Consider the following 11709-nt stretch of genomic DNA (forward strand, 5'->3'; position numbering starts at 1 on the left):
AAATCTTTCAGCAACTCGTATATCATAACTTATCTTTTGTTATTTGTCAAGAACTTTTTTGAAGTTTTTCTTGATTAAATCAAGCTTTTCAATAGGTTCTTTTAAAACGACTTAGTTATCTTATCATGCGGTCACCCACACGTCAAGAACTTTTTTTAAAGTTTCTTTTAGAAAATAATCAAAGCCATTTTTCTCAAATCAACGTTGTTAAATTTACCATGTAAGACAGCAAGCGTCAATAGTAATTTTTAGTCTAATTTTGTCCCAGATGGTCGGTTCAAAAAGCAATTATTCGTCTTTTACACAAAAGTACTGGCGCTATCTGATATATTTCCAGAAAACAACAAGAATTTACTTAACATTCATGCCAATCCAGCCTAAAATGAGTAGAAAAAAGAAACTTGAAATAAATTCAAGTTTCTTTTAGTTTCAACTATTACATCAAAAGAAAGGAACCCCTTCAACTTCGTAAGTTCCAAGAACAGAACGCATTTGACCTGAGTCTTCCCAAAGATATCCTTCGCCTAATTTCTCACTTTGGCTCTTTTGCTCTGTTTCAAAAACAAATAATGGGATATTCTCATGGTTAATATGTGTATTCGTCAACTCCATCAAGTCAATCTTACTAACATCAATATGAACAATTTCTTTCAAAAAGCTAAGTATGTTTGCTAAACCAGTCTTTTCCTCTGAAAGTTCTGCTAACGCAAACTCCAGTTTATCATCAACTGAATGGACTAAAAACTTTTTCGATCCATCCTCCAAATGCAACATGATTGTTCCAGCGACTCTTTTGCTTGCCAAAATTTCCACCTCGATCAATTTGTTCTATGGCTTACGTAAAAATTCTAGCACATTTTCAGAAAAAATACACTTTTTATTTCTTATTTTCTTTCTGTTCTAATTCCGCCAAAGCTTCACTTACCCAGATAGGAAGTTGCTCTGCAATGGTCGCAAACCCAATTTTTTTGTTTTTATTTGTAAAATATCTCTTTCTTCGATACGGAATCACGGGGCTTTTTTTCTCTAATGTACGCAATGACAAACTGATTTTTTTTGAATATTCATCAATATCAATGATCTGAACCGTTACTGGTTGGCCGACTTTTAACAAGCTATGAATACTTTTTGTATAACCTGACTGTACTTCTGAAACGTGGATCAACCCTTGCGTTTCTTGGTCTAAAGACACAAATGCGCCATAAGGCTGTATTCCAGTTATGTTTCCTTTGATTATTTGTCCAATTTTATATGTCATGTACTTCCCTCTCTTCGCATTTATCATTATACTGTAAATGTTAGAAAAAAAGAAGTTCTGAGAAGAATCAAAAAATGGGGGCCATCAAATGAATGAATTTGATAAAAAAATTGCAAGAAGAAATACGGAAAGCGTCAAATGGGATTCGATAGCGCAAACTTATCATGCGAACGATCTGTTACCATTGTGGGTTGCAGACATGGACTTTTTGTCTCCTACCAGTGTAAAACAGGCATTTGAAAAGTACGTTTCACATGGTCTTTTCGGGTATTCGATCATCAGCGACGGATTGTATCAAGCTGTGATTGATTGGGAGAAAGAGCAGCACGATGTCTCTTTAGCCAAAGAAAATATTACCTTCACTAGTGGGGTATTAGCTAGTTTAGCGGTTGCTATCCAGACATTTACTGAAGTAGGCGATCGTATCTTGATCCACGATCCCGTCTATCCTCCATTTGCATCTATTGTGGAAAATAACCAACGACAACTCGTACGGAGTAAATTGATAGAAAAAGACCATAAATTTATGATGGATTTTGAGGATATGGAAGAAAAAATGATTACCGAAAACGTGAAAGTAATGATCCTTTGCAATCCACATAACCCCGGTGGTCGCGTATGGACGAGAGAAGAATTGATTAAAGTAGCCGCTCTTTGCTTAAAACATGATGTTCTGCTTTTTAGCGATGAAATCCATCAAGATTTAGTTTTTGCTCCTCATACATTCACTTCAATGCTTACTATTGATGAATCTTTAAATGATTCTTTGGTCGTTTTCACTTCTGCTACAAAAACATTTAACTTAGCAGCGATCAAAAATTCAATGGTAATTATAAAAAATCCAACGTTAAAAGCAGCGTTTGAAAAGAAACTCGTGATGAACCAACAGCATGAGGTGAATACATTCGGCTTGATCGGTACCAAGGCAGCTTACGATACTGGTTCGGACTGGCTAAGCAAACTTCTCCCTTATTTAAAAAACAATGCAGAATTAGCCCAAGATTATTTCAAAGAAAACTTGCCTGGAGTACGCGTGATGATACCTGAAGGAACCTATTTGATGTGGTTGGATTTTTCTGCTTATGAAGAGGACGACCAAACTCTAGAACAGTTACTGGTAACAAAAGGAAAAGTAGTATTGAACCCTGGAATTACTTTTGGACCTGCTGGCCACTCGCATATGCGTTTAAATCTTGCATGCCCTAAAGAAGTGTTGTTGGATGGATTGGAACGAATCAAAAAAACATTTGCCTAATAAAAAAGTCGAAGCAGCGTAACGCTGCTTCGACTTTTTATTCTTATTCTGAAATCTCAATTGTTTCAATTACAACATCGTGAACAGGTCGATCTTGTGGGCCACGTTGCGCATTTGCGATTTCATCCACTGTGTTCATGCCGTCAACGACATGTCCAAAAACAGTATGACGGAAATCAAGCCATGGTGTACCACCTTTTTTATACGCTTCGATGATTTCAGCAGGGAAACCTGCCCCTTCTAATTGACCAAGCATATTTGCAGGTACATTTTCATTATTTACGATAAAGAATTGACTACCGTTCGTATTTGGTCCTGAGTTTGCCATAGATAAAGCGCCACGTAGATTGAATAGCTCGCGGCTGAATTCATCCTCGAAACTTTCACCATAGATACTTTCGCCACCCATGCCTGTTCCAGTTGGATCGCCACCTTGGATCATAAAGTCTGGAATAACACGGTGGAAGATTACACCGTCATAGTATCCTTTTTTAGCTAATTCGATAAAGTTTTTGACAGTTTTTGGTGCTAATTCAGGAAATAATTGTACCGTGATTTCTCCTCGATTGGTTTTAATAACTGCTTTTGGACCCTTCTCATTTGCTAGATTCAATTGTGGGAATGCCATAGTATTTTCCTCCTAATGTTTATTACTACAAATGCAATAATAACATATTCTATCTAGTCACTGTTAAATGAAACACAAGAAAAATCAAAAGACTAGGTTCCATAGTTTAAAACGATTATATACCTTTTCCTGAAATGTGGATACTTATCTGCTATTTGCTTATAAGCGGGTCTTATCCTCGAAACAAGTATCATACTCGAAGCACTAGTATTCGTAAATATCACATCTCTAACTGAACGAACAATTCTCTCAATAAGCGAGAAAAATTTTTATTGCTGTTTTCAAATTCATTTATTTTTAACGGTTAATCTATTTGAGAAGAATTCTCAATTAAATTCTGCTATAGTGTGACTATGGGGAGGAATCATTTTATGGAAATCTACGATATTACAATTATTGGTGCTGGTCCAGTAGGTATGTTTGCAGCCTTCTACGCAGGTATGCGGCAAGCGAAAACAAAGATTATTGATAGTTTACCTCAATTAGGAGGACAATTATCGACACTTTACCCTGAAAAATATATCTATGACATTCCTGGATACCCAGCAATCAAAGCGAGTGAACTGGTAGGAAATCTTGAAAAGCAATTGACAACGTTCAATCATACCTTTCAATTAAATGAAGAAGTTCTTTCAATTACGAAGGATGAAGATATCATTGAAATTACAACAACAAAAGGAATCCATTATTCTAAAGCAGTAATTTTAACTTTGGGGAATGGCTCTTTTCAACCTAGAAAATTGAATTTACCTGATGCAGCCACTTATGAAAACCATGGCATTGATTATTTTGTAAATGATTTGATGAAATATGCAGGAAAAAAAGTCGCAATTGCTGGTGGCGGCGACTCCGCAATTGACTGGGCTTTGATGCTTGAACCCATCGCAAGTGAAGTTTATTTGATCCATCGGCGTCCAGAATTTAGAGGCCATGAACATAGTGTGAACCTATTAAAGTCTTCTTCTGTCAATCTATTGACTCCCTATCTTATCGAGAGTTTGTCTGGCGAAAATGGTGAATTAACAGATATCCGTTTGCAGATGGTCAAGAGTGATGAAACAATCGATTTGATGGTTGATTCCTTAATTGTTAATTATGGCTTTACATCGAATCTCGAACATCTTGCTACGTGGGGGCTCGAAAGCTCAAGAAATGCTATTGCTGTAAATTCCGATATGTCTACTTCTGTTCCCGGTATCTATGCGGCGGGAGATATCTGCTCTTATGATGGGAAAGTAAAGTTGATTGCGACTGGTTTTGGTGAAGCTCCAACTGCTGTTAACAATGCGCTACATTTCATCAATCCTAAAGAGCGGGCACAACCTGGGCATAGTACAAGTCTATATGACAACACGATGCGAAGAAAATAACTATTTTTCAGATGATATGAGTACAAGCTGACAGCGCTATCTCAAATGATCATTTTTTACTTTTTCATCCGAATGAGCTACCATTAACTTGATAGGAAATGGTAAAAAAGGAGGAACAACATGGTTATAAAAACTGAAACTTTAGAAGAAAAAGCACGGGATCTATTGAAAGAGCGTGGCGTAGAAACAGCTGACATTGCAGAATTAGTGATGTTTTTACAAAAAGATTATATCTCTGATCTTACTTTGGCGGATTGCATCGAAAGCATCAATGCTGTTTTAACGAAACGGGAAGTGCATAACGCGATCATCACAGGTGTGCAATTGGATATCTTAGCTGAAGAAAACAAATTGATGGCTCCTTTGCAACATATTATTGAAGATGATGAAGGACTGTATGGGATAGATGAAATATTAGCGTTATCGATCGTGAATGTCTACGGAACGATTGGTTTTACGAACTATGGCTACATCGACAAAGTAAAACCTGGTATCCTAAAAAAATTAAACAGTCATGATGGAAAAAACGTGCATACATTTTTAGATGATATCGTGGGAGCGATTGCTGCTTCTGCTGCTAGTCGTCTCGCGCATCAAGAACCAGAAAAGCGGAGCCGATTAACTCAGTAATACAAATCTATACGAAATAAATGAAAGCTGAAACTTGATCGTAAAAAAGGAAGGAACTCTACTAACATCTATACGTTGTGTGAGTCCTTCCTTTTTATTTTTCTTTTTTTAATTCTCTTTTTCCAATAAAAATGAACAATGCAAAAAATAGTTCAATTAAAACAAAAAACAAAATAAAACTATGCATAAAAAACTGTTCTGGCAATACATTGATGATTGGATCAGTAGCCGGATTGAATAACCAGTCTTCATTATTAAAAATGGTTTCATGAAAAAGAATGAAGAAACGATCGAATCCTATCGCCATGAAAAAACCTAAGACGATCGGTACGAACATGCCAATCTGGAATGGGCGGATCAAACGCCAAAATCGTTTATTTTTCTTCAAGTAAACAAGAAAATAAATACTAGGAATCAACGTAACGGCCAATACAAGATAATCGATCAGAAAAAGCCGTTTGACTTCGAAAAAGTGATGCGCACCACTTGCTGATACTGGAAAATCAGGTAATCTTAATCCTTTTTCAAACGGATTATTCAAATACCCCATCAAATGATCAAAGTTTTTTAACAATGTATCCTGATCAAGCGTTGTATATCTTAGGATATTCAAATGATCGATATCAAACACATACAATGGGCGAAAGTTGATGGTTATAGCAATAGCTAAACTGATCAACAGGAGGAACAAGCTGATTATTCCAGCATATTCTCCCCAGATCCATCTCTTATTTTTCATATTAGAAACTCCAGTCGTCTAAAGAATCCAAGACATGCGTAGCCGGAATCGGCAAATTGGGAATATCCTCTTTCTTCGTAAAACCAGATAACACTAATAGCGTATCGATACCATTACGGATACCTGCTTGAATATCTGTTTCATAATTATCCCCAACCATGACTACTTCTTCTTTTTTCAGTCCCAACTGCTCCACTGCTTTATCCATGATAATCGCTTCAGGTTTGCCAATATAAATGGGTGGTGTCTGTGTAGCTGTTTCAACAAAAGAGATCACAGAACCAGCTCCCGGTAGCAATCCGCGTTCTGTTGGGATATTTTTATCTGGATTCGTTCCAATAAAAGTCGCACCCTTTTGAATAGCTAAAGTTGCTTTCACAACCTTCTCATAAGTTAAATAATTATCTAGACCAACAACAACATAATCCGGACCTGCTTCCTCCCACTCGAAACCTGCTTCTAAAATCAAATCAATCAGACCAGCTTCGCCGATCACATATACTTTATTGCCCTTGTTGTCAGCTTTCATATAATCGATTGTCGCAAGTGTAGCTGTATAAACAGTTTTTGGTTCAACGTGGATATCAAATTCATTTGCTAATCGGTTTGCGACTGTTTCTGGGCTCTTAGTTGTATTGTTGGTCACAAAAATAAACGGTAAGTTTCTTTTTTGCAACTCTTCCACAAAACGTTTACCTGCTGGGATCGGCTCTGTTCCGCGATAAATTGTTCCATCTAAATCAATCAAGTATCCTTTATAACTCATCTCTTCACTACTCTTCCCTTTGTCTTATCGTAAAGTTCGTATTTGATTTTGGTTTTGCTGTATTCATTTTTGGTTTTACTGTTTCTTTGTTTATTTGGTTTGTATTTCTTTTTTTGATGACCGGTTTTTTGTGATTTGAAGCTACGGGTACTTTCTTCTCATCAATATACGCCCGACCTTGGTTTTTCTTTTTCCTGCGACGTTGTGTACTTTTTTCTTTTTTGCCACCGATTCGCTCGATCACAAAATAAGCACAACCAAAATTGCAATATTCATACAAATAATCTTCTAGAGAGTCAATTCGTTGTTCTGGATGAGCACGCCTATTGTCTTCACGGAAAAAACCTTTTAATCTTAACTGTTCATAGCCCCAGTCACCAACGATATAATCATACCTAGATAATACATCACTGTATCTTTCACCTAATTTTTCAGAATCAAACCCTTCACGATAATTCGTTACAAGTCGATACTGTCTTTCGCCAATCAAAAAATTGGTTTCATCTAAAAAAGTAATTATTTCTCCTTTTACTTTTTCTGGTTTTGGTTCCTCAATGATTTCTTCTATGACTGCCGTAATCTCTTCTGTCACAGTCTTATCTTCACTAGTTTCTGTTATGTTTTTTTCTTTTCTTTCGGATTCAACGTTTTGTTGCTTTTTTTGTTTAGCCGACATGCTTTCACCACCTATCTTTCACATTATACCTTGTTTTTATTTTATTGGATAGTAAGCATTTAGGTAATTGCCTACGACACTTCGAATAAATTCTGGAAATAAGAACTCATTTTCTCCTGCAATTTCAATTGTTGGGAAAAAAGGAATGAACATGAAATGATCAACCGTAGTAAACGTGTACTTTTTTTCCAAGTCTATTGGTTTATTCAGCCAATAGACTTGATGATTTATCGCATCATATGAAATACCGCTATAAACGATCTGACCAAATATCTTACCTCGAAATCCCATTCCTTTCATAGGAAAATTCCGTAAAAAAGCTCGATTTTTTTCAATTTCTAATACTAAACGTATCAGATCACTTCCTTTGAGCGTAACATTCAACAGATGCATTGGATGAGGTAATGCCGTGTGGAGTTGATCTTGGTCTACGATGCCCTCTGGGATACTGGTTAAAAACAACCCGCTGTTTAAGATAGCCCCCTCCGTTTTCCCTCTATATTTAATTGCTTCTAGTGCTTCATGGATAAACGAATATTCGTCATAGATGTCTAGTGATAATTCAAAAGGGATCTCTGCCACTTTTTTCTCTGCTAACAACTGATGGCCTCTGTTCAAATATTCCTCGATTTCTTGTTCATCTTCGGCAAAAGAGGTCATTGACTCAGTAGGTATCGCTTTAGCAGAGTGAGCAATGATCTTTTTCTCTTCATCGATCGTTAAATGTACTTCACCAACATATTGTCCATACTTGCCTGCCGCAGCCAGTTGAACAGTATTGATTACTCGCCCCTCTTTAAATAAATGATGGGTATGTGACCCTAAGATAACATCAATAGCAGGTAACTCCATCGCAATTTGACTATCGTCTGGAATCCCTAAATGACTCATCAAAACCAAAACGTCCACAGTTGATCGTAACTCTTCAACAAGTTCTGGCAAGATGTCATAGGGATTACGGATATCCCAACCATTCGGACTATAAGTCAGAGGAAAAGGTGCAGTAAATGCAATCAATCCAATTTTGGTATGCTCGGGCGTTTCGATCACTTTGAAACGTTTTGCCCATTTCGGTGGCTGTAACGTGTTTTTATCAAATAAATTATCTAACAAAATATCAAAGTTCGCTTGATCGTATAGGTGATTCAATTCTTTCTTAGCATTTCCCACACCTTCATTGTTTCCTATCGTCGCCGCGTCATAACCCACTTCATTCATCAGTTCAACATTCGCTTGACCATTTGTTGCTTCTGATAATGGGTGCCAACGATCAGTAAAGTCACCGAGATCAACTGTGATCGTCGTTATCCCTTTCTTTTCGTTTTCTCGCTTTTTTTGATCGATGAACCGTCTGATTTTTGGCCAATTTTCTAAATGTGAATGTAAGTCATTGGTATGTAAAAGAACTATATTTTCCATTTTATTTATTCGCCTCGCTTTACTTAATAATACCATAGGGGATTTGAATGTTCACTTTGAAGGGATTCCTTTAACCAAGTCTCTCTTTCATTTATCAGCTGATTCGACATACATAAAAAAGAGCTGGCCCAATGAATGGGACAACTCTTTCAACTTTTCGAATAAATGGCTGCTATTAATGGATGTGCGGTGGACTCAATCGAGCATGTACCACGCTCGCTACTTTTTGATCCCAATTACCTAGCATCACTGCCTTCTCTTATCCACTATGTATAAAATACAGATAAATTGCAAAAAAAATGCGGATAAATCAACTGATTTATCACGCTTACGATCAATCTATTCAATCAGACACATGGCGGATCCTGCTTAGTGCTGCTTCCTTCCAGATCTGACACGCTTCACAAGCCCACCATTGTCCTAGCCTTTCGGCAAAGATTATTATAACTCATTTTCAGTAATTTGACCAGACTTTTTTGCTTTCTTTTTTCTTGCACGAAGTTCCCGGAAAAAATCTGATAAGAGTTTCCCGCAGTCTTCTTCTAAAATACCGCCTTCGACAAAAGCTTGATGGTTAAAACGTTCGTCTTCAAGAAGATTCATCAATGTACCCGCAGTACCACCTTTTGGATCAAACGCACCAAAATAAACTTCTTTTACGCGTGAAAGAATCATTGCCCCACTGCACATCGGACAAGGTTCTAAGGTGACATATAGCTGTGCTTCTTCTAATCTCCAGCTTCCGACCTTTTGACACGCTTCTCTGATAGCAATCATTTCTGCATGAGTCGTAGCATCCTGTGTTGTTTCTCGTAAGTTGTATCCTCGCCCGATAACCTCATTGTCTAGTACAACGATTGCCCCGATCGGCACTTCTTCTAATTCATGTGCTTTTTTCGCTTCTTCTATAGCCAAACGCATCCAATATTCTTTTTCTTGCACTTTTTGTTCGTCCACTTTTAAAATTCCTCTGCTTTTTATTTCTTGATTAACTGTAGCATATGTCAAAAAGGTTGTAACTAGCTTTTTTTCTTATGGTAAACTATAGGAGAGGTGAATCCCATGAATATGACCAAACTGATTGAACTTTATCCCAATGCGCAAAGAAAGAAACATCCCGCTTCTGATGAAAAGATTCTTTCTTTGTTGATAGAAAATGAGTTCTTATGGATTGAAAAAAATTCTTTGTCTTCTCAGGAATTAAATCTTTTGGAAGCGCTATTCCCTAATACGATCAACGCAGCTACTCATGTATGGTATCAGTTTCTCTTTGAAAACAAGCCTATTTCTCTAGATAACAGTTACCGTATCATTCAATTACACGTTACACCTAGAACTGGCTTTCTCAAAAAAGAGTGGCAAGAAACTATCCGCGAAATGTTCTTTTCTCTCGAAGATTTTTTCTTTTATACTGAGACAGATGCACTGATCATTGAAAAAAAACAAACGGGCTATCTTGATGTTACCGAGCTTAATGGGATTTTTCTTTCGCTTGATACTGACTTTGATATAACCACACAAGCATTCGTTGGAACATTTCATTTACCTACACAAGATCTTCCTGATTTGTTTTTTGAAGAGCGAAAGATTTTCTTACAGGAAAAGCAACATTTTGGTGCCTACAATCGTACCACTACATTGTCAGAAATCGCTCTCCAACATTACACAAGGGAAACAATCGAAAAGAGTTCCTTGATGCATAGCTATCGAGAAATACTGAAACAAGCAGAAATGGAAGGAATCATCTTGGAGCTTTGGCGAAATCTAGGAAATATCAGCTCTACCGCTAAAGCGTTGTTTCTCCATCGAAACACGTTGAAATATAAAATCGAGAAGTTCCAAGAACAAACCGGATTCAATTTAAAAGAAGCAAATGATCTCCTTTTTTGCTATCTTATTCTGTTGCAAAATTGATCTCTAAATAAGAGGTTGGGACAAAAGTAAGAAAACACTTCTGTCTCGATCTCTTTGACACTTTTGCACACCTTTAAAAAGGTGTTTGTATTACTCTCTAATCCTTAAAAGGGTCTTCATACTCTCGAACACTCAATTTATCTAGCGCGATATCCGGTTTATTCTTGAATGTATTTTCTTATGGTCGCTTCAATTAATTACTTATATGTGTAAAATTAAAGTGTACCCTAAATAGTCAATAATGTAATCTTGAAAAATACAGTTTGTCATTTTCATATTTAATTGGCACAGTTTTCTATTTGTCACCTAGCGCTGAAAATTTATGCCATTTCTCTAGAAAAATGATCTACATAATCGCTATGATTTTTTTGTTGCACTTAAGTTGGAATCTTAGTCGATTATACAAACACATGCTTATTTTTTGTGAAGAGTGAACCATCCAAAATATAAAAAAAGCCAGACTAATCATCTGACTTTCATCTTCCATATAAACAATTTTGGCTCTATACTTTTTGATGTTGGTGAACTTCGCCAACATCTTTTTTTGTATAAAAAAATATAGAAAAGACACCCTGAAATCCTTTAGAATTAATTTGGCTAACAAATTCATAGGAGGATTCAAGATGTCTCATACTCAGCTTATCAAAGATACCCTAAATATTCTAGACCTAAATATCTATTTCGAGGAAAATTGTTTAACTAAAGAAAAATATAAAGGGCAAATTTGCTTGATTTATAAAGGAACTCTTCTGTACAAGCCAGAAGAGTGTCCCCATTGTCTTTGTGTCGTCCCCTCTAGGATCATTCATTGGTCTGTTATTGCTCGCTTAAAAGAGAATACTTCCATGACGGAAATCGCTCGTCAGAAAAATATCTCCACTTCTTCGGTCTATCGTGTTATGAAGAGATTCTACCGCCCCTTGAATCCTTTCAAACAGACTTTGCCAAAGGTCTTATGCTTTGATGAATTCAAATCGGTTCGAATTGTTGCCAGTGCAATGAGTTTTATCATGATGAACGGACAAAGCCATGCATTATTGGATATTGTCGTAAA

Annotated in this window: 12 protein-coding genes, 1 other RNA gene and 2 pseudogenes; 5 read left to right on the forward strand and 10 right to left on the reverse strand. The window is 36.6% G+C overall.

The genetic code is table 11. The annotated features are described in order from the left end of the window. Positions 1 to 441: 441 nt before the first annotated feature. Positions 442 to 804, reverse strand: a complete 363-nt coding sequence (locus FGQ66_RS14110; RefSeq protein ID WP_005876724.1) for a hypothetical protein — start codon at positions 802 to 804, stop codon at positions 442 to 444. A 73-nt stretch (positions 805 to 877) separates the two neighbouring features. Beyond that, complete coding sequence (locus FGQ66_RS14115) at positions 878 to 1258, reverse strand: CvfD/Ygs/GSP13 family RNA-binding post-transcriptional regulator (protein WP_138302630.1); 381 nt, start codon at positions 1256 to 1258, stop codon at positions 878 to 880. Positions 1259 to 1346: 88 nt separating this feature from the next. Between FGQ66_RS14115 and FGQ66_RS14120 the strand changes: the two genes are divergently transcribed. Next, positions 1347 to 2513, forward strand: a complete 1167-nt coding sequence (locus tag FGQ66_RS14120; protein ID WP_138302631.1) for a MalY/PatB family protein — start codon at positions 1347 to 1349, stop codon at positions 2511 to 2513. Positions 2514 to 2556: 43 nt separating this feature from the next. Here the strand turns inward: FGQ66_RS14120 and FGQ66_RS14125 are convergent, their stop codons facing one another. Then, positions 2557 to 3141: a peptidylprolyl isomerase gene (locus tag FGQ66_RS14125; protein ID WP_005876718.1), complete on the reverse strand. Its 585-nt coding sequence runs from the start codon at positions 3139 to 3141 to the stop codon at positions 2557 to 2559. A 371-nt stretch (positions 3142 to 3512) separates the two neighbouring features. Here FGQ66_RS14125 and FGQ66_RS14130 point away from each other — a divergent pair, with 371 nt between their 5' ends. After that, positions 3513 to 4511 carry an NAD(P)/FAD-dependent oxidoreductase gene (locus FGQ66_RS14130; protein ID WP_081135785.1) on the forward strand — a complete coding sequence of 333 codons (999 nt, stop codon included), beginning with the start codon at positions 3513 to 3515 and terminating at the stop codon, positions 4509 to 4511. 120 nt (positions 4512 to 4631) lie between these two features. After that, positions 4632 to 5141, forward strand: a complete 510-nt coding sequence (locus FGQ66_RS14135; protein WP_005876714.1) for a phosphatidylglycerophosphatase A family protein — start codon at positions 4632 to 4634, stop codon at positions 5139 to 5141. 94 nt (positions 5142 to 5235) lie between these two features. Here FGQ66_RS14135 and FGQ66_RS14140 read toward each other — a convergent pair whose 3' ends face one another. The 6 genes from FGQ66_RS14140 to tadA form a co-directional block, all read right to left on the reverse strand. Beyond that, positions 5236 to 5880 carry a TIGR01906 family membrane protein gene (locus FGQ66_RS14140; RefSeq protein WP_005876712.1) on the reverse strand — a complete coding sequence of 215 codons (645 nt, stop codon included), beginning with the start codon at positions 5878 to 5880 and terminating at the stop codon, positions 5236 to 5238. Between the two features lies 1 nt (position 5881). After that, on the reverse strand, positions 5882 to 6646 hold the full coding sequence (locus tag FGQ66_RS14145; protein WP_138302632.1) for a TIGR01457 family HAD-type hydrolase: 765 nt from the start codon (positions 6644 to 6646) through the stop codon (positions 5882 to 5884). Positions 6647 to 6653: 7 nt separating this feature from the next. Continuing rightward, positions 6654 to 7322: a YutD family protein gene (locus tag FGQ66_RS14150; protein ID WP_138302633.1), complete on the reverse strand. Its 669-nt coding sequence runs from the start codon at positions 7320 to 7322 to the stop codon at positions 6654 to 6656. Positions 7323 to 7358: 36 nt separating this feature from the next. Next, a complete protein-coding gene (locus FGQ66_RS14155) occupies positions 7359 to 8741 on the reverse strand; it encodes a bifunctional metallophosphatase/5'-nucleotidase (RefSeq protein ID WP_138302634.1) in 1383 nt (460 codons plus the stop codon). A 340-nt stretch (positions 8742 to 9081) separates the two neighbouring features. Next, positions 9082 to 9168: signal recognition particle sRNA small type (gene ffs, locus FGQ66_RS14160), an RNA gene on the reverse strand. A gap of 14 nt (positions 9169 to 9182) precedes the next feature. Next, a complete protein-coding gene (gene tadA / locus FGQ66_RS14165) occupies positions 9183 to 9698 on the reverse strand; it encodes a tRNA adenosine(34) deaminase TadA (protein ID WP_373994296.1) in 516 nt (171 codons plus the stop codon). Between the two features lie 105 nt (positions 9699 to 9803). Here tadA and FGQ66_RS14170 point away from each other — a divergent pair, with 105 nt between their 5' ends. Beyond that, positions 9804 to 10655 carry a helix-turn-helix domain-containing protein gene (locus FGQ66_RS14170; protein ID WP_113846167.1) on the forward strand — a complete coding sequence of 284 codons (852 nt, stop codon included), beginning with the start codon at positions 9804 to 9806 and terminating at the stop codon, positions 10653 to 10655. 97 nt (positions 10656 to 10752) lie between these two features. Here the strand turns inward: FGQ66_RS14170 and FGQ66_RS14175 are convergent. After that, positions 10753 to 10852: pseudogene (locus tag FGQ66_RS14175) on the reverse strand (IS200/IS605 family transposase); the annotation flags it as partial. 426 nt (positions 10853 to 11278) lie between these two features. Between FGQ66_RS14175 and FGQ66_RS14180 the strand changes: the two are divergent. Continuing rightward, positions 11279 to 11709 (forward strand): annotated as a pseudogene (locus FGQ66_RS14180) (helix-turn-helix domain-containing protein); the annotation flags it as partial.

It is taken from the genome of Enterococcus sp. BSD2780061688st2 D3 (assembly GCF_005844145.1).
GTDB lineage: Bacteria > Bacillota > Bacilli > Lactobacillales > Enterococcaceae > Enterococcus_B > Enterococcus_B durans.

Excerpts from the sequence above, each read along its gene's own strand:
- FGQ66_RS14155 (WP_138302634.1), bottom strand. The coding sequence starts at position 8,741 with ATGGAAAATATAGTTCTTTTACATACCAATGACTTACATTCACATTTA.
- FGQ66_RS14120 (WP_138302631.1), top strand. The coding sequence starts at position 1,347 with ATGAATGAATTTGATAAAAAAATTGCAAGAAGAAATACGGAAAGCGTC.
- FGQ66_RS14125 (WP_005876718.1), bottom strand. The coding sequence starts at position 3,141 with ATGGCATTCCCACAATTGAATCTAGCAAATGAGAAGGGTCCAAAAGCA.
- FGQ66_RS14115 (WP_138302630.1), bottom strand. The coding sequence starts at position 1,258 with ATGACATATAAAATTGGACAAATAATCAAAGGAAACATAACTGGAATA.
- FGQ66_RS14140 (WP_005876712.1), bottom strand. The coding sequence starts at position 5,880 with ATGAAAAATAAGAGATGGATCTGGGGAGAATATGCTGGAATAATCAGC.
- FGQ66_RS14135 (WP_005876714.1), top strand. The coding sequence starts at position 4,632 with ATGGTTATAAAAACTGAAACTTTAGAAGAAAAAGCACGGGATCTATTG.
- FGQ66_RS14150 (WP_138302633.1), bottom strand. The coding sequence starts at position 7,322 with ATGTCGGCTAAACAAAAAAAGCAACAAAACGTTGAATCCGAAAGAAAA.
- FGQ66_RS14170 (WP_113846167.1), top strand. The coding sequence starts at position 9,804 with ATGAATATGACCAAACTGATTGAACTTTATCCCAATGCGCAAAGAAAG.
- FGQ66_RS14130 (WP_081135785.1), top strand. The coding sequence starts at position 3,513 with ATGGAAATCTACGATATTACAATTATTGGTGCTGGTCCAGTAGGTATG.
- FGQ66_RS14145 (WP_138302632.1), bottom strand. The coding sequence starts at position 6,646 with ATGAGTTATAAAGGATACTTGATTGATTTAGATGGAACAATTTATCGC.